Annotated in this window: 21 protein-coding genes; all 21 read left to right on the plus strand. The window is 70.0% G+C overall.

Translation table 11 applies throughout. The features are described from left to right. Nucleotide 1 precedes the first annotated feature (1 nt). The 21 genes from fliF (at nucleotide 2) to ACIPVN_RS01585 (ending at nucleotide 18,241) form a co-directional block, all read left to right on the plus strand. Nucleotides 2-1,639 carry a flagellar basal-body MS-ring/collar protein FliF gene (gene fliF, locus ACIPVN_RS01485; protein ID WP_400438492.1) on the plus strand — a complete coding sequence of 546 codons (1,638 nt, stop codon included), beginning with the start codon at nucleotides 2-4 and terminating at the stop codon, nucleotides 1,637-1,639. Next, on the plus strand, nucleotides 1,636-2,715 hold the full coding sequence (locus ACIPVN_RS01490; RefSeq protein WP_400438495.1) for a flagellar motor switch protein FliG: 1,080 nt from the start codon (nucleotides 1,636-1,638) through the stop codon (nucleotides 2,713-2,715). Before fliF ends, ACIPVN_RS01490 begins: the two co-directional genes overlap by 4 nt. Beyond that, the gene (locus ACIPVN_RS01495; protein ID WP_400438498.1) at nucleotides 2,712-3,392 is read left to right on the plus strand and encodes a FliH/SctL family protein; all 681 of its coding nucleotides are present in this window, start codon (nucleotides 2,712-2,714) and stop codon (nucleotides 3,390-3,392) included. Before ACIPVN_RS01490 ends, ACIPVN_RS01495 begins: the two co-directional genes overlap by 4 nt. Continuing rightward, nucleotides 3,389-4,717 (plus strand): FliI/YscN family ATPase, encoded by a 1,329-nt coding sequence (locus ACIPVN_RS01500; RefSeq protein WP_400438502.1) that lies wholly within the window; start codon nucleotides 3,389-3,391, stop codon nucleotides 4,715-4,717. The genes ACIPVN_RS01495 and ACIPVN_RS01500 overlap by 4 nt, the downstream gene beginning before the upstream one ends. Next, nucleotides 4,714-5,136, plus strand: coding sequence for a hypothetical protein (locus ACIPVN_RS01505; protein ID WP_400438505.1), 423 nt, complete (start codon nucleotides 4,714-4,716; stop codon nucleotides 5,134-5,136). Before ACIPVN_RS01500 ends, ACIPVN_RS01505 begins: the two co-directional genes overlap by 4 nt. Further along, a complete protein-coding gene (locus ACIPVN_RS01510) occupies nucleotides 5,133-6,506 on the plus strand; it encodes a hypothetical protein (RefSeq protein ID WP_400438508.1) in 1,374 nt (457 codons plus the stop codon). Before ACIPVN_RS01505 ends, ACIPVN_RS01510 begins: the two co-directional genes overlap by 4 nt. 12 nt (nucleotides 6,507-6,518) lie before the next feature. Continuing rightward, nucleotides 6,519-6,950 carry a flagellar hook capping FlgD N-terminal domain-containing protein gene (locus ACIPVN_RS01515; protein ID WP_400438511.1) on the plus strand — a complete coding sequence of 144 codons (432 nt, stop codon included), beginning with the start codon at nucleotides 6,519-6,521 and terminating at the stop codon, nucleotides 6,948-6,950. Nucleotides 6,951-6,971: 21 nt separating this feature from the next. Next, nucleotides 6,972-8,138 (plus strand): flagellar hook protein FlgE, encoded by a 1,167-nt coding sequence (locus ACIPVN_RS01520; protein ID WP_400438514.1) that lies wholly within the window; start codon nucleotides 6,972-6,974, stop codon nucleotides 8,136-8,138. A gap of 104 nt (nucleotides 8,139-8,242) precedes the next feature. Then, nucleotides 8,243-8,458, plus strand: coding sequence for a flagellar FlbD family protein (locus tag ACIPVN_RS01525; RefSeq protein ID WP_400438517.1), 216 nt, complete (start codon nucleotides 8,243-8,245; stop codon nucleotides 8,456-8,458). Nucleotides 8,459-8,460: 2 nt separating this feature from the next. Next, a complete protein-coding gene (locus tag ACIPVN_RS01530; protein ID WP_400438520.1) occupies nucleotides 8,461-9,270 on the plus strand; it encodes a motility protein A in 810 nt (269 codons plus the stop codon). Further along, nucleotides 9,267-10,082: a flagellar motor protein MotB gene (locus ACIPVN_RS01535; protein WP_400438523.1), complete on the plus strand. Its 816-nt coding sequence runs from the start codon at nucleotides 9,267-9,269 to the stop codon at nucleotides 10,080-10,082. The genes ACIPVN_RS01530 and ACIPVN_RS01535 overlap by 4 nt, the downstream gene beginning before the upstream one ends. A gap of 30 nt (nucleotides 10,083-10,112) precedes the next feature. After that, nucleotides 10,113-11,006 (plus strand): flagellar motor switch protein FliM, encoded by an 894-nt coding sequence (locus ACIPVN_RS01540; protein ID WP_400438526.1) that lies wholly within the window; start codon nucleotides 10,113-10,115, stop codon nucleotides 11,004-11,006. Next, the gene (locus ACIPVN_RS01545) at nucleotides 11,006-11,665 is read left to right on the plus strand and encodes a FliM/FliN family flagellar motor switch protein (RefSeq protein ID WP_400438529.1); all 660 of its coding nucleotides are present in this window, start codon (nucleotides 11,006-11,008) and stop codon (nucleotides 11,663-11,665) included. The genes ACIPVN_RS01540 and ACIPVN_RS01545 overlap by 1 nt, the downstream gene beginning before the upstream one ends. Nucleotides 11,666-11,667: 2 nt before the next feature. After that, the gene (locus ACIPVN_RS01550; protein WP_400438532.1) at nucleotides 11,668-12,096 is read left to right on the plus strand and encodes a flagellar biosynthetic protein FliO; all 429 of its coding nucleotides are present in this window, start codon (nucleotides 11,668-11,670) and stop codon (nucleotides 12,094-12,096) included. Between the two features lie 155 nt (nucleotides 12,097-12,251). After that, nucleotides 12,252-13,061: a flagellar type III secretion system pore protein FliP gene (gene fliP / locus ACIPVN_RS01555; protein WP_400443279.1), complete on the plus strand. Its 810-nt coding sequence runs from the start codon at nucleotides 12,252-12,254 to the stop codon at nucleotides 13,059-13,061. Further along, entirely contained in the window at nucleotides 13,058-13,333 is a 276-nt protein-coding gene (gene fliQ, locus ACIPVN_RS01560; protein WP_247622317.1) for a flagellar biosynthesis protein FliQ, read from the plus strand. Before fliP ends, fliQ begins: the two co-directional genes overlap by 4 nt. Then, entirely contained in the window at nucleotides 13,333-14,094 is a 762-nt protein-coding gene (locus tag ACIPVN_RS01565) for a flagellar biosynthetic protein FliR (protein WP_400438536.1), read from the plus strand. The genes fliQ and ACIPVN_RS01565 overlap by 1 nt, the downstream gene beginning before the upstream one ends. Beyond that, nucleotides 14,091-15,194, plus strand: a complete 1,104-nt coding sequence (locus ACIPVN_RS01570) for a flagellar biosynthesis protein FlhB (protein ID WP_400438539.1) — start codon at nucleotides 14,091-14,093, stop codon at nucleotides 15,192-15,194. The genes ACIPVN_RS01565 and ACIPVN_RS01570 overlap by 4 nt, the downstream gene beginning before the upstream one ends. A gap of 37 nt (nucleotides 15,195-15,231) precedes the next feature. Beyond that, entirely contained in the window at nucleotides 15,232-17,298 is a 2,067-nt protein-coding gene (locus ACIPVN_RS01575) for a flagellar biosynthesis protein FlhA (protein ID WP_400438542.1), read from the plus strand. A gap of 89 nt (nucleotides 17,299-17,387) precedes the next feature. After that, nucleotides 17,388-17,636: a carbon storage regulator CsrA gene (gene csrA, locus ACIPVN_RS01580; RefSeq protein WP_400438545.1), complete on the plus strand. Its 249-nt coding sequence runs from the start codon at nucleotides 17,388-17,390 to the stop codon at nucleotides 17,634-17,636. 122 nt (nucleotides 17,637-17,758) lie between these two features. Then, entirely contained in the window at nucleotides 17,759-18,241 is a 483-nt protein-coding gene (locus tag ACIPVN_RS01585) for a flagellar protein FlgN (protein ID WP_400438548.1), read from the plus strand. Nucleotides 18,242-18,245 lie beyond the last annotated feature (4 nt).

The raw sequence follows: 18,245 nt of genomic DNA on the forward strand, positions 1-18,245 counted from the left end.
CATGCCGAAGGTGATCACGAACTCCTTCGAACGCGTGAAGCTGATCGTCTCGGGCTTCAGCGTCGCTCAGCGCACGATCGCGATTATCGGCGTCGCTCTGCTGGTGATGGGGGCCGTCGCACTCGGCGCCTGGCTCACCAAGCCGCAGATGAGCCCGCTCTTCACCGGACTCAGCGCCGGCGACGCCTCGGCGGTCGTCGACCAGCTCAAGTCGGCGGGCGTCGGCTACGAGCTCGCCGAGGGCGGCGCCACGATCCTCGTGCCCGACGATCAGGTCTACGCGCAGCGGCTGGCGGCAGCATCCGCCGGGCTCCCCGGTGACACGAGCGAGGGCTACACCCTGCTCGACAAGATGGGCGTCACCGCGAGCGAGTTCCAGCAGTCGGTGACCTACAAGCGCGCGATCGAGGGTGAGCTCGCGAGCACGATCGGCGCGATGGACGGCATCAGCACGGCGTCGGTGCAGCTGGCGATCCCCGAGGAGAGCGTGTTCGTCTCGGAGCAGCAGACGCCCACCGCATCGGTGTTCGTGAAGACCCGCAACGGGTCGACGCTCAGCGACGAGAAGATCGAGGCGATCATCCATCTCACGAGCGCGTCCGTTCCGGGCATGACGCCGGAGGACGTCGCGGTCACCGACCAGAACGGCACGGTGCTCTCGGCCGTCGGCTCGGGTGTGGCCGGGAACTCGTCGAAACAGGCGACCGAGCACGAGGCCCGAGTGGCAGCGTCGGTGAATCGGATGCTGGAGACGATCGTCGGACCGGGGAATGCGACAGTGACGGTGTCGGCGGATGTGGCGAACTCGACCTCCGAGCGCATGGACGAGACCTATTCCGCCCCTGAGGGCGACCTGAGCGCATCGGAGCAGACGAAGACCGAGACCTACACCGGCGGTCAGGGCGGGGGCACGGGCGTGCTCGGCCCCGACAACATCGCAGTTCCGAACGGTGCGGACGGCGACGGAGCGTACGAGTTCGAGGAGACCTCGCGGAACAACGCGGTCAACAAATCGACCGAGAAGACGATCACTCCCGCCGGAGAGGTGACCCGGCAGACCGTGAGCATCGCGCTCAACCGCGGCACCGTGAGCGGCGTCACGGCGGCGCAGATCGAGACCCTCGTCGCCTCGGCGGCCGGCATCGACCTCGAGCGCGGCGACACGATCGCCGTCGAGTTCGTGGAGTTCGCCGGCGCCGGCGCGAACGCTGCGCAGACCGCGCTGGCAGCAGCCGAGGCGGAGCAGGCCGCGCAGTTCCAGCAGGAGCTCGTGCGGTCCGCGATCATCGGCGGGTCGATCCTGCTCGCCGTGATCATCCTCGTCGTCTTCCTGTCGATCCGGCTGCGCATGAAGCGTCGCATCGCCTACACCGACGAGGGTCCGATCGAGTATCTCGCGACCCTCACCGAGACCGAGGAGCAGAAGCTCAAGTCGCTCAAGGGCCTGCAGGACCGCGAGGCGCTCACCGCACCGTTGCTGCCGCAGGTCTCGCCGACCCTGCTCGACGTCGAGGAGGAGCCCGAGCGGGAGCACATCCTCGTCGAGCGTCGTCGACGCGAGATCGACGACATCGCCCGCCGCGAACCCCAGACCACCGCCACAGCGCTGGCGAGCCTGATGGACGAGTCGACCGTATGAGCATGCAGATCGAATCAGCGGATGCCCCCACCGAGCAGATCTCGGAGGCCGTCGCCGTCGCGTCCGGACAGGCGATCGCCCCGATGAGCGGTCTGCGCCAAGCGGCCATCGTGCTCCTCAACATGGACCGGGAGGCGAGCGCCGAGGTGCTCCGTCTGCTCGGAGAGGACAGGTCCGAGTTGCTCGCCGCGGAGCTCACGCAGCTGGGCGGCGTCGACGTCGCGGCGACCGCCCGTGCTCTCGCCGCCTTCACGCGCATCGCCACGGGTGGTTCGGTGCCCTCCCGCGGAGGACAGGAGCTCGCGACCGGGCTCTTGGAGACCGCCTTCGGCCGGGAGAAGGCCGTGGGCATGGTCGGCAGGGTGATGTCGCAGGGGGCGGTGTCGTTCGACTTCCTGAACGCCGCCGATCCCGCCCAACTCGCGACGATCCTCGAGGGAGAGCTCCCCACGACGGTCGCGGTCGTGCTGGCGAACCTCCGGGCCGATCGCGCTGCGGCGGTGCTCGCCGCCCTGCAGGATCCGTTGCGCACGGATGTCGCTCAGGCGATCGCGACGATGGGGACCGCCACTCAGGAGGCCATCTCGATCGTCGCGGACTCCCTGCGCTCGCGTACCGGCGTTTTCGCCATGCGCGACAACCACGAGTCCATCGGCGGGGTGCAGCCGCTGGTCGAGATCATCAGCCGCTCCGACACCGCGCTCGAGAAATCGCTGCTGGCGAGTCTCGAGGGACGCGACCTCGCCCTGGCCGAGGACATCCGGAGCCGCATGGTGACGTTCGCCGACTTCACGCGTCTCGAGGATCGCGATGCGCAGCGCGTCCTGCGCGGTATCGATCTGCGGGTCCTGGCTCTCGCGCTCAAGGGGGCGGACGAGCAGATCGCGCTCAAGGTCACGAGCAACATGACCGAGCGGAACAAGGAGAACCTCGCAGAGGAGGCACGGGTGCTCGGATCGGTGCGCGTGCGTCAGGTCGATGAGGCGCGGGCCGAGGTCGTGCGCATCATCCGCGAGCTCGAGGCGGCGGAGGAGATCACGATCTCCCGCGAGGACGAGGACGAGCTGATCGAATGACGCTCCCCGACACCGCCTTCACCCCGCTCGTCGTGCCGCGCGTGGGGGAGACCCCGACCGACGTGCGCGACGAGGCGGCTCGGGCGCGCACGCGCGGCTACGCCGAGGGATTCGCGGAGGGGCGCCGGATCGCCCTCGACGAGGCACGGGTGCAGCGCGCCGCCGAGGCCGAGCGGCTCCAGCAGGAGCGCGACGCGCACGCGGTGCGGTATTCGAGCGCCCTCGCCGCGTTCGACGATGCTCGATCGGCCCTGGCGGATCGCGTTGCGACGACGAGTGCTCTCTCCGCGGATCGGATCGAGGAGCTCGCGGTGGAGCTCGCGGCCACGATCCTCGGCGCGGAGCTGTCGGACCCGGCGCGCTCGGCGGCGCACGCGCTCCGCAGAGCCCTCGCCGAGATGCCCGTGGACAGGTGGACGCGCATCGCCGTGCATCCGCAGGACGGCGAGATCCTGCGCGCAGATGCGGATGCCGTCGACGCGTTGCACGGCGTTGAGATGGTCGACGATGCCTCCGTTTCGCCGGGCGGTGCCATCGTGCAGATCGCCGACGGCGCGGTGGACGTGCGCATCGCGGAGGCACTGCGCCGGGCCGGTGCGGCCGTGCACGGCGGAGATGAGGGCGATGACGACGACGCCGAGACGCTCGTCGCCGCCGCCGGTGGGGCCCGCGCATGAGTGCCCGCACGTCGTCGTGGGATCGCGTGCTGCGGGCTGCCCGCCCCGAGCGGTCGGGCAGGGTGAAGTCCGTCCTCGGCCTCGGAGCGGAGATCGTGGGCATCGATGCAGCGGTCGGTGATCGCGTGCGGATCGACGTGGCGGACGGGCGTCGGGTCGATGCCGAGATCGTGGCCGTCGACGGCGGGTCGGCGCGATGCATGCCGCTCGGACCGTTGGACGGGATCACCGCGCGAGCCCGCGTGCTGCACACCGGCGAGCGCCTGCGCGTGCCGACCGGTCACTCGCTGCTCGGGCGCGTGCTCGACGGGCTGGGCCGCCCGATCGACGGGAAGGGGCCGCTCGAACGCGGCACCGTGTTCGTGCCGCTCGATCACGAGGCCCCGAGCATCCTGAACCGTCAGCGGATCGACCGCCAACTCGGACTGGGCGTCCGCGTGCTCGACACGTTGACCCCGGTCGGCACGGGACAGCGCCTCGGCCTGTTCGCGGGGTCGGGTGTGGGCAAGTCGTCGCTGATGTCGATGATCGCCCGCGGCTCGACGGCCGACGTCACGGTGATCGCTCTGGTGGGCGAGCGCGGTCGAGAGGTGCGGGAGTTCCTCGAGGACGACCTCGGGCCGGAGGGGCTGGCGCGCTCGGTGGTCGTCGTCGCGACATCCGACCAGCCCGCGATGGTGCGCATGCGCTCGGCGTTCGTCGCCACCCGCATCGCCGAGGGGTTCCGGGCGGAGGGGAACGACGTCGTGCTCATGATGGACTCCCTCACCCGTGTCGCGATGGCTCAGCGAGAGATCGGGCTGAGCGCGGGCGAGCCACCGGCGACCCGCGGATATCCGCCGTCGACCTTCTCCGTTCTCGCTCGCCTGCTGGAGCGGGCCGGCACGGGGCCGGTCGGATCGGTCACCGGTCTGTACACCGTGCTCGTCGACGGAGACGACCACAACGAGCCGATCGCCGATGCGGCCCGCGGCATCCTCGACGGGCATGTCGTGCTCGACCGTGCGCTCGCGGTGCGCGGCCACTTCCCGGCCGTCGACGTGCTGGGATCGATCTCACGCGTCGTCTCGAAGATCACCACGGTCGAGCAGCGAGCGCACGCGGTGGCGCTGCGCAGCGTGCTCGCGGCGCGTCGCAGCGCGAACGACCTCATCGACATCGGTGCGTACCGGCCAGGGGCGAACCCGCTGGTCGATGCCGCCCTCGCGAACGAGGAGGCCATCGCCGGGTTCCTCACGCAGCGCATGGACGATCTGACCACAGCCGAGGATTCCTGGCGGCGCCTCACCGCCCTCACCACCGAGTTCGGAGGACTGACGCCATGACGTTCCCCCTCGCCGGCCTCCTGCGCGTGCGCGACGCCCAGGAGCGCGTAGCCGCGGAGCAGCTGTCCCGTACTTCATCCGCCCGCCTGCAGGCCGAGACCGCCGAACAGGGTGCGGTCGTGAGCCTCGCCGAGATCAGCGCGCAGGTCGATGACGCCCCGACTCTGCTCGCGATGGCCGCGGCTCGCGCCGCCGGCCGCAGCGCCCTGAGCGACGTGCAGGCGCTCACCGAGATGCGCCGTGCCGAGGAGGCGGAGGCGAAGGCGGCCCATGTCGAGGCCCGCCGGGAGCTGCGCGGCCTCGAGCGCCTCGAGGACGCCCACCGGGTCGAGAGCGCGCGGATCGCGCAGCACGCCGAGCAGACCGCTCTCGACGAGATCGCCGTCGTGCGCAGCCTGCGCGAGGAGCGCACGGTATGAGGGCGGGGATCGCCCCGGGCACGGTGCCGTCCGATCCGTTCGCCGCGCTCGTCGCCGGCGGTGCGGCCCCGACCGGGCGCGGGACGCCCGCCGAATCGACGTCGTTCGGGGCCGTGCTGGAAGTCGCACAACGGATGCTCGATGCCCCGATCAGCGTGGACGGATCGGTGCTCCCCGCGCCGACCGCGACGACGGAGCTCGCGGCCGCTCCGAGCCCCGGAGAGCCCGGCACGGATGAGACGCAGACCGCACCCGGCGAGACATCGGTGAGCGCGGTCCCCGTCGACGCCGTCACGATGAACGGCGCGCTGTCCGTCGCGTCCGCGCCGACGCCGGCGCCGACCGCGGTTCCCGCCGATGCGTCGATCGTCTCGACATCCGCCGCCGATGGATTCGCGCCCGGGGGAACGGAGAGTGCATCCGCCTCCTGCTCCGACCCGACAGCGGATGACGGTACCGGTTCCGTGCGCGTCGCGCCGTCGCCGTCGGCGACCGGGCGAGCGGATGCCGATGCCCCGCTCGTCCCCGCCGCCGCTCCCGCTCGTTCATCCGCAGCCCCGGTCCCCGCAGGTTCCGTGTCATCGATCGGTCCGGCGTCCGACGCTGCGTCGGTGAATGCCTCCCCGTCGACCCCGCTCGCACCGACCGGCCTCACGCCCGTGCCCGGAGCGATGCGGGGCGAAGCATCCGTTCCTCCCGTCGCCGCGCCTGCGCCACCGACGTCGGGGGGCACCACGATCACCGCAGCATCCTCCGCATCGTCGGCCGGTGCGCTCGCCGACCGATCGGATCAGCCCGCAGGCCCGCCGGCGGGGACGCCGTCCGCCCCGGCCGTCGCTCCCGCGGCGAGTGCACCGGCACCCGGTGCTCCGATCCTCTCGCAGCCGGAGCCCCCGGCATCCGCCCGATCCGTCGCTACCCAGGTCTCTCCTCTCGTCGTCAGCATCGCCCAGCGCCCGGCCGGCAGCCACCAACTCACGATGACGGTGAGCCCCGACACACTCGGCCCCGTGACCGTGCGCGCGCACATCGGCCAGAACGGGGAGGTGCGCGTCGAGCTCGTCGGAGCGACCGACGCCGGGCGCGAAGCCCTGCGCGCGATCGTCTCCGATCTGCGTCGCGACCTCGCCGCCGTCCTCCCGCACGCGAACCTCTCGCTCACCTCGTCATCCGCATCGTCGACGAATGCCGGGGGCTCCGACCGGTTCGCGCAGCCCGGAGCCGACCCCGGCGCCGGAGGACAGACGGGCGACCGGCGCGCATCCGGCCCCGAGGTCGCCCAGGTGCTCCGTGTCGACGCGTCCGATCGACGTTCCCTCCCGACTCCCGCCCTCGCCGTCGCCGGCGCGGGTCTCGACACCTTCGCCTGAGAGGACAACCCCGTGACCGTCGACGCCGTGAGCGCACCCACCGCGATCCACACCGGAAGCACCACCGATCCCGCCGCCCGAAAGCAGGTGCTCGACGGCGAGGTCTTCCTCAAGCTGCTCGTCACCCAGCTCACCCACCAGGACCCCTCGAGTCCGATGGACACCAACGAGATGATCTCGCAGACCACGCAACTCGCCATGATGGAGCAGCTCACGGCCCTCGCCGACAACGGCGCCGAGGCGTTCGCGCTCGACATGCGCCAGGCCGCGGCCGCCCTCATCGGGCAGGAGGCGAGCTACGAGGACGCCGACGGCAAGGCCATCACCGGCGTCGTCACGAAGGTCTCGTTCGACGGCCCCGTGCCGCAGGTGACCATCGGCGACAAGACCATCGCGCTCGACGCCATCACGGGCGTCGCCACCCCGACCGCACCGACCACCTGACACACAGGAAGAGAGAACACCATGCTCCGCTCGCTCTACTCCGGCATCTCCGGACTCCGCTCGCACCAGACCATGCTCGACGTGACCGGAAACAACATCGCCAACGTCAACACCGCGGGCTTCAAGGGATCGTCCGTGGTCTTCCAGGACTCCCTCTCGCAGCTCATCGGCAACGCCGGCATCCCCGACGATCAGGTCGGCGGGCGCAACCCCGCGCAGGTCGGGCTCGGTGTGCAGGTCGCGGGTGTGCGCACGAACTTCGCCCAGGGTTCCGCGCAGGCCACCGGACGCGGCGGCGACCTCATGATCTCGGGTGACGGCTTCTTCGCCGTGCGCGCGGGCGGCGAGACGCTGTACACCCGCGCGGGAGGATTCTCCTTCGACCCGACGGGCAAGATGGTCACCGCCGACGGGGCGATCGTGCAGGGCTGGTCGGCGCAGGACGGCGTCGTCAATACCGGTCAGGCCGTCGGCAACATCGTGCTGCCCCTCGACGCCGTCTCGCCGGCTCGGGCGACGACCGGAGCGACGGTCACCGGCAACCTGCCCTCCACCGCCGCCGCCGGGGACGAGGTCGTGCGCGACGTCACGGTCTTCGACGCCCAGGGCACGCCGACCACGCTGAGCCTCACTTTCACGCGAACCGCCACGGGCTGGGACGTCTCGGAGCCCGTGAGCGGTGCGACGGGCGCCCTCGCTTTCACGGACGGCAAGCAGACGGGCCCGGGGCTCACCCTCACGGCCGGCGCCGTGACCGTGGATCTCACCGCGGTCACCGGGTACGCGAGCCTGTCGACGGTCGCCGTCACCGATCAGAACGGAGCAGCGGCCGGAACGCTCAAGTCGTACAGCATCACGGGCGACGGATCCATCGTCGGCACGTTCAGCAACGGCGCGACCCAGACCCTCGGCAAGATCGCGATGGCGACCTTCGCCAACCCCGAAGGGCTCGAGAAGGCCGGCGGGTCGTCGTACCGCCTGTCGGTCAACTCGGGCCCCGCGCAGATCGGCGAGGCGGGCCAGGCCGGATTCGGCAGCCTCGTCTCCGGCGCGCTCGAGATGAGCAACGTCGACCTGTCGCAGGAGTTCACGAACCTGATCGTCGCGCAGCGCGGCTTCCAGGCGAACGCCCGCATCATCACCACGAGCGACGAGGTGCTGCAGGAACTCACCCAGCTCAAGCGCTGATCCCGTATCGCGCGCGGCCCGCCCTGGTTACCCGGGGCGGGCCGCGTCGCGATAGTCGGGGCTGAACCGCCTCTCACCCGACGCCCTCGCCCGGAGACTCCCCGATGATCATCGTCACCCGCCTCGACCGCACACGGTTCGCGGTGAACCCCGATCTCATCGAGCGGGTGTATTCCTCGCCCGATACCACGCTGCACATGATCGACGGCGGGGTGTACGTGGTCGAGGAGAGCCTCGATACGGTCGTCGAACTGATCGTCTCGTACCGTGCCCGCGTACTCGACGCCGCACAGGCGCTCGGCCGGACCTCGGGGGACTGACGATGGATCCCGCATTCCTCATCGGCGTCGTCCTCGCGTTCGGCGCTCTCGTCGCGATGATCACCATGGAGGGCGCGAGTTTCGAGGCGCTGCTCATCCCGGCACCGATGATCCTCGTGCTGGGCTCGACGATCGGCGTAGGCATCGCCAGCCACACGCTGCGCGACACGCGCCTGGCCGTGTCGAGCCTGGGTCGGATGGTGCGCGGGCCCCGCTCGACGCCCGAGGCGGTGATCCCGTTCCTCGTCGGCTACGCCGAGAAGGCCCGTGGTGACGGTCTGCTGGCCCTCGAACAGGAGCTCGACTCGGCTCCCGACCCGTTCACGCGGCAGGCACTCCAGGCACTCGCCGACGGGACGGATGCCGACGATCTGCGTCTCATGATGGACGACGAGATCACGGCGGCCTCATCGCGGACGCGGATCGCCGCGAAGTTCTTCTCCTCGCTCGGCGGCTACGCGCCCACGATCGGCATCGTCGGCACGGTGGTGTCGCTGACCCACGTGCTCGAGAAGCTCGACGAACCCGATCACCTGGGTCCGATGATCGCTGCGGCGTTCGTCGCGACGCTGTGGGGGCTCCTCTCGGCCAACTTCATCTGGAACCCGATCGCCGGGCGCCTGAACCGCATCGGGGCGGTCGAGCTCGAGCGCATGATGATCGTCAGCGAGGGGATGCTCGCCATCCAGGCCGGCAGCGCGCCGCATCTGCTGCAGGAGCGTCTCGAGGCGCTGTCGACCGTCAAGCCGAAGCGACGGTCGTCGAAGGAGACGAAGGGCGCGGAGGCGCAGGGCTCGGAGGAGGTCCTGTGAGCACGGCCCGCCGCGCGGGCGGGCGCGGCCACGAGGACGAATCGCACGACGAGCCGGACGAGCGCTGGGCCGTGTCGTACGCCGACATGGTCACCGTGCTGATGTGCCTGTTCATCGTGCTGTTCGCCGTGTCGAACGTCGACAAGACCAAGTTCGAGCTGCTGGCGAACAGCCTCGCGACCGGCTTCGGGCAGGAGGAGACGACCACCGGCGGTGCCGACATCTCCGAGGGGCTGGTGATCCCGCCGGAGATGCTCGACGAGGAGGGCGAACCGGACCTCACGCAGCGCGCGGCCGCGGAGTACGAGTCGCTCGAAGAACTGCGGGAGCGCATGCGCGCCTCGCTCGCCGCCCAGGGGCTGCAGGACACGGTCGAGTTCGTGATCGACGACCGCGGACTCAAGGTCGGTCTGGTCGGCGCGGAGACGTTCTTCGGCGACAACAGCACGGATCTCTCGGCCAAGGCCGACGCCGTGCTCGACGCGATCGGCGACGTGCTGACGACGGTCGGCAATCAGGTGAGCGTCGAGGGGCATGCCGACCGGCGTCTCTCGGCCGCGCCCTACCCGACGAACTGGGAGCTGTCGGGGGGTCGCGCCACGCAGGTGGCGCGCTTCCTGGTCGAGCACGAACTCGTCGGCGGTGCGCGGGTGAAGGCGACCGCGTTCTCCGACACGCGTCCGCTCGTCGAGGGCGACAGCCCGGAGGCGCTCGCGAGCAACCGACGGGTCGACATCGTCGTCGAGTCCACCGAGGAAGACCAGGTGCGGGCGCTGCTTCCCGCACTCGCCGACGCGGCCGGGAAGGGCTGAGACGTGTCCATCATCTCCGAGGAGACCGCCATGACCGCGCACGTTGTGCCGGACGACCCCGCCGAGAACTACCCGGCGTACGACTTCGGTCGCCCCGCGCAGCTCGGGCGCGACAGCATCCGCCGGCTGGAGGCGTCGTTCGAGTCGTTCGCCCGTCTGTGGTCGTCGCAGCTGACCGCGAAGATCCGCGTACGCACGCACCTCACCCTCGACAATGTCGAACTCGTGTCGTACGAGGAGTATGCGCAGACGCTGCCGAGCACCACGGCGATGGTCGCCGGCGCCTTCGCCGATCGCGACGAACCGTGCGTCGTGCAGTTCGGGCTCGACGGCGCGCTGCTCTGGGTGGTGCAGATGATGGGAGGGCGCAGCACCTCCCTGCCCGATGCGCGCACCTTCACGCCGATCGAGCTCGCCCTGGTGCGCAACCTCATGGAGGGCACCTTCGAGCACCTGTCGGCGAGCCTCGGCCCACTGCTCCCCGGCGAGCCCGTCTTCGGCGGCGTGCACTACAACCCGCAGTACCTGCAGGTCATCTCAGCGTCGGCCGCGGTGATCGTCGCCAGATACACGATGCGCTTGGGTGACACCCGCACGGTCGCCTCGATCATGCTGCCGGCCTCCGCGGTCGTCGACCACCTCGCCGAGGCGGGGGTGGATGCCGCGGCGACGCGCGGCGCGGGCCATACGCGCGACCAGGTGCACAGCACTCCGCTCGAGATCACGCTGCGTCTCGCTCCGATCACGATCGGTGCGGGGGAGGTGCTCGACCTCGCACCCGGCGATCTGCTGCGCCTGCCCCACCCCGAGACGATGCCCTACGAACTGATGGCGGGCGACACGCCCATCGCACGCGCGACACCGGGCAGCCGCGGATCGCGCCTCGCCTGCACGATCACGACCACCCATGAGGAGAACCACTGATGAGCACCTTCCACGAGACCGCCATCGCCGCGGCGATCGCAGGCAAGCTGCCGTTCGGCTTCCCCGTCATCCCGACGCCGTCGACCGATCCCGGTGCGGTGGGAGACGCGATCGCGGTGACCTTCACCGGCACGCCGGGAGCGCGGCTCGCCATCCAGGTCATCGATCCCGCGCAGCTCGAGGACGGGTCGAAGAAGGCCGATCTCGCCGACCGGCTGCACCCGATCTTCGAGGCGGCGTCGATCGTGCTCGGGCCCGGGGCTCTCGGCTCCGGCGAGACCGTCGCGGCGGCCGAGGTCTTCGCGGCCCCGGGCACGCAGGTGTTCGATCTCGTCGATTCCACCGGGGCCATCGCGGCGCGCGCGTCGGTGCGCATCGACGGCGATCGTGCCGGTTCGGGCACCTCAGCGCCGCAGCGCATCAACCGCATCGCCGGCGTCGAGATGGAGCTCGTGGTCGAGATCGGTCGCACGCGGATGCCGGTGCGCGACGTCCTCGCGCTCGAGCCGGGCAACGTCGTCGAGCTCGACCGTGCGGCAGGGTCTCCCGCCGACATCAAGCTCAATGGGCGTCTGATCGGTCATGGCACCGTGGTCGTGGCCGACGGCGACTTCGCGATCCGCGTCGAACGCATCCTCGACGGCGCCGAGGGCGTCTGAGTATGGACGACGTCCTCGTCGCGCTGCGGATGATCGTGGCCCTCGCCGCGGTGCTGGGATTGCTGCTGTTCCTCAGCCGTCGTCTGCAGAAGGCCGGTGCGAAGGGGGGGAGCCCGCTGGACGGGCTCCTGCCGAAGAAACTCGGGCGGCTGTCGGTGCTCCGTCCGCCGCGATCCTCGGCGTCGAAGTCCGCTCGGCCGCGCCCCGAGAAGATCACCGTCGTCGCCCGCACCGGGATCGGTGCCAAGGCGCAGCTCGTCGTCGCGGAGTTCGGTGGCATCCGCTACGTCCTCGGCGTCACCGAGGGCGGCGTCAGCGTCGTCGACACGCAGGAGGCTCCGGCGGAGATCGACGAGGCGATCGTCGACGAGGCGATCGACGACGAGCGCGACGACGACGCGGAGCGCCCGCCGCTCACCTCCGTCGCCTGATCGGCGTCCTCGCCCGTCCGCACGGTTACGGGGGAGCGCCCCTGTCGCGATAGTCGCGTCTGAGCACGGATAGCTCGTCCCCCTGGCTACGGATCGGCCACGACACCCATCTTCGGAGTGCCGCCGTGCCCGCATCAGCCCTCGCCGCCGCGCCGATGGCGCACGCGCGGCGAGCCCGCTGTCGGATCGGGATCCTCTCCGCCGTCGTGCTCGTGCTCGTCGCGGTGTTCGTGCTCTGGGGTGCCGCGGGCGCCCACGCCGCGGCATCCGTCGTCCCCGCGCAGTCGGGAGACGGCGAGGGCGTGACGATCAACGGCATCAACGGCACGCCGTCCGACAGCATCGTGACGCTGCTCGGCATCACCGTGCTCAGCGTGGCACCCGCTCTGCTGCTGATGATGTCGAGTTTCACGAAGATCTTCGTGGTGCTCGCCCTGACCCGCAACGCCCTGTCGCTGCCGTCGATCCCGCCGAACCAGGTGCTCGCCGGCTTGAGCCTCTTCCTGACCCTGTTCATCATGTGGCCGGTGCTCACCGACATCAACACGGTCGCCGTCGCCCCGTTCACCGATGGGCAGATCGACTTCGGCCGGGCCTTCGAGCTCGCCCAGGAACCCCTGCGGCAGTGGATGCTCGCGTACACGCGCGAAGAAGACATCGCGCTGATGCACCGCGCCGCGCAGATGGACAACCCCAGCGACCCCTCCAGCATCCCTCTGCAGACGCTCGTGCCCTCCTTCATGCTCAGCGAACTGCGCGCTGCGTTCCTCATCGGCTTCATCATCTTCGTGCCGTTCCTCGTCATCGACCTCGTCGTCGCGAGCGCCCTGATGTCGATGGGCATGATGATGCTCCCGCCGGTGATGATCTCGCTGCCGTTCAAGATCCTGCTGTTCCTGCTCATCGACGGGTGGGGGATGGTCATCACCGCTCTCGTGCAGTCCTACGCCGGAGGTGGGGGATGAATCCCGAAGCGGTCATCGACATCGGCCAGGCGGCGCTCATCCTCGCGGCGAAACTGTGCGCCCCGCTCCTGATCACGGCACTCGTGGTCGGCTTCGCGATCTCGCTGCTGCAGTCCATCACCCAGGTGCAGGAGATGACGATCTCCTTCGTGCCCAAGCTCGTGGCGGTCGGCATCGCGCTCCTGGTGAGCGGACACTGGATGATCTCCGAGATGATCGCGTTCTCGAACGAACTGTTCGCACGCATACCGTCGTTGCTGAACGGCGGCTGATGCACATCCCGATCGATTTCACCTGGCTCGAGGCCACGGCTCTGGCCTGCGTGCGGATCACGGCTTTCCTCGTGATCGCGCCGCCGTTCAGCCACGGCACGGTGCCGATGCGCATCCGTGCCATGCTCGGCGTCGGGCTCGCGCTGGCGGTGTCGCCGGTCGTGACCGCGGGCTACGAGCGTCTCGACACCGGGGGCTTCCTGCTCGCGCTGGTCGGGCAGGCCCTCACGGGCGCGCTTCTCGGATTCCTCGTGATGGTTCTCTTCAGCGCGATCCAGAGCTCCGGTTACCTCGTCGACACGTTCGGCGGCTTCCAGCTCGCGCAGGCCTTCGACCCCGGCATGGCGGTCAACGGCGCCCAGTTCACCCGCCTGTTCCAGATGACCGCGATCGTGCTGCTGTTCGCTTCCGACGGCTACCAGCTCGTGCTCGGCGGCCTCTTCCGCTCCTTCGACGCGGTACCCGTCACGGGCATGATCGATCTCGCCCGTCCGGCCGAGGCACTCGTGGGAGCGGCGGGGCAGATGATGCTCAGCGCGGTGCAGATCGCGGGCCCCCTGCTGATCGTGCTCTTCCTCGCCGACGTCGGATTGGGCCTCGTGACCCGCGTCGCCCCGGCCCTCAACGCCTTCGCGATGGGCTTCCCGATCAAGATCGGCCTCACCCTCCTGCTCGTGGGCTTCGTCTACGCGGCGCTCCCCGGCGTGGTCGCGGCGATCGCCGACGACGCCGCCCGGCTGCTCCTGGAGGTGACCCGATGAGCGAGACCGACACCGGAGAACGCACCGAGAAGGCGACCGATCGTCGCCTGAAGGAGGCGCGGAAGAAGGGCCAGATCGGTCGCAGCCAGGACTTCACTGCCTGGGTCTGCATCGCGGCGGCCGCGATCATGTCGCTCCCGGCGATCGCCTCGGCGACCCAGGTGCTCACCGAGCTCTTCCTGCGGGTGGCGTCGGTGGCGGATCATCCGACCGCCGACACCGCGGTCGAGGTGCTGGGGTCGGCGTTGACGTCGATGGGCGGCATCCTGCTGCCGATGCTGGTCGTCGTGCTCCTCGCGACGACCGCGACCGCCGTCGCGCAGGGCGGTATCCACCTGCGCGGTGTGACGATGCGCACCGAGCAGTTCAACCTCGTCACCGGGCTGAAGCGGGTCGTCGGACGGCAGGCGCTCTGGGAGGGCGTGAAGGCGTTGCTGAAGACGACGGCCATCGGTCTCGCGCTCTGGATCGTGGTGTCCGGTCTCGTCCCCGTGCTCATGGCCAGCGGCAGCCACAACATCACGTGGCTCCTCGAGCAGGCGGCCGGGGGAGTGATGGCGCTTCTGCAGGTCGCCGTCGTCGTCGGCATCCTGCTCGCCGCCGTCGACGTGGCCGTCGTGCTGCGTCGCAACCGCAAGCACACGCACATGACGAAGAAGGAGGCGAAGGACGAGCACAAGAAGAGCGAGGGCGACCCGCTCGTGCGTTCGCAGCGACGATCCCGCCAGATCGCCCTCAGCCGCAACCGCATGATCGCGGCGGTCGGCGACAGCGATGTCGTGCTCGTCAACCCCACCCACGTCGCCGTCGCGCTGCGCTACGAGCCCGGAAAGTCCGCCCCGCGCGTCGTCGCGAAGGGAGCCGGCATCGTGGCGCAGAAGATCCGCGAGCGCGCCGAGGAATCGGGGGTCCCGCTGGTGCGGGACATCGCGCTCGCCCGCGCCCTCCATGCGGCCTGCGACATCGGCCGCGAGATCCCCGAGGATCTCTACACCGCGGTGGCGCAGGTGCTGGCGTTCATCGAGCATCTCAAGCGGCGCGGCTCGGCGCGCGGCACACACACGATGCCGTTCGCGAGCACCCGCGACCGCGGGCTCTGACCCGCACCCCGCACACGGAAACGAGAAGGTAGGACGCATGATCGGTCAGTTGCTGTCGAAGGGAGCCGTCCCCGTCGGTGTGGTCGGGATCATCCTGCTGCTCATCGTGCCGATCCCGACGCCGCTGCTCGACGTGCTGATCGTCGTGAACATCTCGTTCGCGCTCCTGATCCTGCTCACGGCGATGTTCGTGAAGAAGCCGCTGGACTTCTCGGTGTTCCCGAGCCTGCTGCTGGTCGCGACGCTGTTCCGCCTCGGACTCAACGTGGCGTCCACGCGCCTGGTGCTCAGCGAGGCGCACGCGGGCCAGGTCATCCAGGCGTTCGGCCAGATCACGATCAGCGGGTCGCTCGTGATCGGTGCCGTGATCTTCCTGATCCTCACCGTCATCCAGTTCGTGGTGGTCACCAAGGGCGCGGAACGCGTCGCGGAGGTCGGTGCGCGCTTCACCCTCGATGCGATGCCCGGCAAGCAGATGGCGATCGACGCCGACCTCAACGCCGGTCTCATCACCGATGCCGAGGCGCGCAGGCGTCGGGCCGAGGTGGCTGCCGAGGCCGACTTCTACGGGGCGATGGACGGTGCGTCGAAGTTCGTCAAGGGCGATGCGATCGCCGGCATCGTGATCGTCGTCATCAACTTCGTCGGCGGCATCATCATCGGCATGGCGCAGCGCGGCATGGAGATGGGTGAGGCGCTCGAGACCTACAGCATCCTGACCATCGGCGACGGGCTCGTGACGCAGATCCCTGCGCTGCTGATGGCGGTGTCGACGGGCATGATCGTCACGCGTGAGAACGTCGAGGCCGAGATGGGGCAGGCCGCGGCACGACAGCTGCTGCAGTCGCGCAATGCGCTGGTCATCACGGGGCTGGCGGCGATCGCGATGGGCTTCATCCCCGGGATGCCGCTCCTCGTGTTCGCGAGCATCGGCGCCGTGCTGCTCTTCGCCGCCTCGCGCGTGAAGGCGAGCGAGGATCGCGATGCCGCGCGCGAGGCCGACGCGCTGGAGCAGGAAGCCGCTGAGGCCGGAGCCGAGGGACCGGAAGACCTCATGGACCGGATGCGGGTGCATGCGCTCGAGATCTCGCTCTCGACCGATATCGTCGACCTCGCCGCCGGTGGCTCGGGGGATCTGCTCACCCGGGTCAAGTCCCTCCGTCGCAAACTCGCCCTCGACATCGGCATCCTCATGCCCCCTGTGCGCACCCGCGACAACATCGATCTGCCGGCGCAGACCTACGCGATCCTCATCGCCGGTGTCGAGGTCGGTCGCGGAGCCGTGCCCCGCGGTCATGTGCTGGCGATCGGCACGGGGCTCGAGCAGCTCCCCGGCGAGGCCGTGGTCGACCCGGTGTTCGGGCTCGAGGGCAAATGGGTGCCGGCCGAGATGTCGCACGCGGCAGACATGGCGGGGGCGACGGTGATCGATCGCGCGAGCGTCATCATCACGCACCTGTCCGACATCGTGCAGAGTCAGGCGCACCGCCTCCTCTCGCTCGAAGACGTGCGCCAGCTGACCGAGCATCTGAAACAGACGAGCCCCACGACGGTCGAGGAGCTCACTCCCGCCGTGCTCTCCCTGGCAGCGATCCAGCGGGTGCTCGCCGGACTGCTGGCGGAGCGCGTGCCGATCAACGACCTCGCGCGCATCTACGAGGCGCTCGTGCTGCGAGGCAAGACCTCGACCGAGATCCCCGGGCTCATCGATGCCGCACGTGCGGCGCTCGGACCCGCGATCGCCGCGCGTTTCGCCGAGGACGGCCGCATCCGGGTCGTCATGTTCGATCCCATGCTCGAGCAGCAGATGCTCGAGGGCATGCGCATCGTCGACGGCGCCCCCCAGATCGTTCTCACGCCGGAGGCGACGCTGCAGGTGCTCGAGAGGGTGCGGCGCACGGTGTCGGAGCTGACGCAGGCGGGGCCCGAACCGGTGCTCGTCTGCGCTCCGTCGCTGCGTCAGGCGGTACGACGGATGCTCGCGCCGCAGGTCGAGTCGCTCCCCGTGCTGTCGTATGACGAGGCCGGGGCGGCGGGTCACGCGACCGACGTCGTCGGAGTCGTGCGCATCGCCCCGTCGGCCCTTCCCAGCGCGGCGGGCTGACCTGCAGATTCCGCTCGTTTACGAGGGCATGCACTACCTTGGTGAAGAGGATGGCGCGACTGCGCCGCAGCCAGGGAAGGCGGACGGACATGCTGGTTCTGACGAGGCGGGCGAACGAGAGCATCGTGATCGGCGACGACATCACGGTGACGATCCTGGCGGTCACCCCGAGCGGCGTTCGGGTCGGAATCGACGCCCCTCGCGACACCCGCATCAACCGTGCGGAGATCGTGCTCGCGGTCGGTGACGCCAACCAGCAGGCGGTGCAGACCGCGGACGACGAGTCCGCGGAGAGCGCTCTCCTGGGTGCCCTCCGACGCCTGAGTGGAGCGTCCTGACCGGTGTCAATGGGGAGTTCTCCCCATCCGTGTCGAGTTACTCGCCTCCGCGATGTCGCGATAGTCGTAGATGTGACGGGGATTCCCGTCATCGACGACCCGACCCGACGAGGTGACGCCCTGTGGCCGCTCACGACCTGAGCATGCACCTGCTGCGCGAGCGCGAGCTGCTCGAGACGCTGCTGTTCAAACTGGATGAGCAGCAGATGCTGCTCGCGACCGGCCGCAACCGGTGGATCCGTCACGCGTCGACCGAGATCGAGCGCGTGCTCGCCGCCATGCCGACGGTCGCCCTCTCGCGCGACGCACTCGTCGTGGCCGTGGCCGACGAGTGGGGCGCGCCCGAGGCGACGACCCTGCGGCAGCTGATCGCCGCGGCGCCCTCCGACGGATGGCGAGAGGTGCTCGAGGGGCATTTCACCGCGATGACCGCGTTGGCCGACGAGATCGAGCAGATGAAGCAGGTCAACGAGCAGCGTCTGCGCACGGCGATCCGCGTGACCCAGGAGACCATCGCCGGCCTCGGTGAGCCGACCGGCGAGTACACGCCCAGCGGCGATGTCGTCCGCGGCGGCGACGCCCGACTTCTCGACACCCGGATGTGAGGTG

The sequence above is a fragment of the Microbacterium sp. NPDC090003 genome, assembly GCF_044748385.1.
Classification (GTDB): domain Bacteria; phylum Actinomycetota; class Actinomycetes; order Actinomycetales; family Microbacteriaceae; genus Microbacterium.

Coding starts and splice junctions, on each gene's coding strand:
- fliF (WP_400438492.1), top strand. CDS start 2: ATGCCGAAGGTGATCACGAACTCCTTCGAACGCGTGAAGCTGATCGTC.
- ACIPVN_RS01490 (WP_400438495.1), top strand. CDS start 1,636: ATGAGCATGCAGATCGAATCAGCGGATGCCCCCACCGAGCAGATCTCG.
- ACIPVN_RS01495 (WP_400438498.1), top strand. CDS start 2,712: ATGACGCTCCCCGACACCGCCTTCACCCCGCTCGTCGTGCCGCGCGTG.
- ACIPVN_RS01500 (WP_400438502.1), top strand. CDS start 3,389: ATGAGTGCCCGCACGTCGTCGTGGGATCGCGTGCTGCGGGCTGCCCGC.
- ACIPVN_RS01505 (WP_400438505.1), top strand. CDS start 4,714: ATGACGTTCCCCCTCGCCGGCCTCCTGCGCGTGCGCGACGCCCAGGAG.
- ACIPVN_RS01510 (WP_400438508.1), top strand. CDS start 5,133: ATGAGGGCGGGGATCGCCCCGGGCACGGTGCCGTCCGATCCGTTCGCC.
- ACIPVN_RS01520 (WP_400438514.1), top strand. CDS start 6,972: ATGCTCCGCTCGCTCTACTCCGGCATCTCCGGACTCCGCTCGCACCAG.
- ACIPVN_RS01525 (WP_400438517.1), top strand. CDS start 8,243: ATGATCATCGTCACCCGCCTCGACCGCACACGGTTCGCGGTGAACCCC.
- ACIPVN_RS01530 (WP_400438520.1), top strand. CDS start 8,461: ATGGATCCCGCATTCCTCATCGGCGTCGTCCTCGCGTTCGGCGCTCTC.
- ACIPVN_RS01540 (WP_400438526.1), top strand. CDS start 10,113: ATGACCGCGCACGTTGTGCCGGACGACCCCGCCGAGAACTACCCGGCG.
- ACIPVN_RS01545 (WP_400438529.1), top strand. CDS start 11,006: ATGAGCACCTTCCACGAGACCGCCATCGCCGCGGCGATCGCAGGCAAG.
- ACIPVN_RS01550 (WP_400438532.1), top strand. CDS start 11,668: ATGGACGACGTCCTCGTCGCGCTGCGGATGATCGTGGCCCTCGCCGCG.
- fliP (WP_400443279.1), top strand. CDS start 12,252: ATGGCGCACGCGCGGCGAGCCCGCTGTCGGATCGGGATCCTCTCCGCC.
- fliQ (WP_247622317.1), top strand. CDS start 13,058: ATGAATCCCGAAGCGGTCATCGACATCGGCCAGGCGGCGCTCATCCTC.
- ACIPVN_RS01565 (WP_400438536.1), top strand. CDS start 13,333: ATGCACATCCCGATCGATTTCACCTGGCTCGAGGCCACGGCTCTGGCC.
- ACIPVN_RS01570 (WP_400438539.1), top strand. CDS start 14,091: ATGAGCGAGACCGACACCGGAGAACGCACCGAGAAGGCGACCGATCGT.
- ACIPVN_RS01575 (WP_400438542.1), top strand. CDS start 15,232: ATGATCGGTCAGTTGCTGTCGAAGGGAGCCGTCCCCGTCGGTGTGGTC.
- csrA (WP_400438545.1), top strand. CDS start 17,388: ATGCTGGTTCTGACGAGGCGGGCGAACGAGAGCATCGTGATCGGCGAC.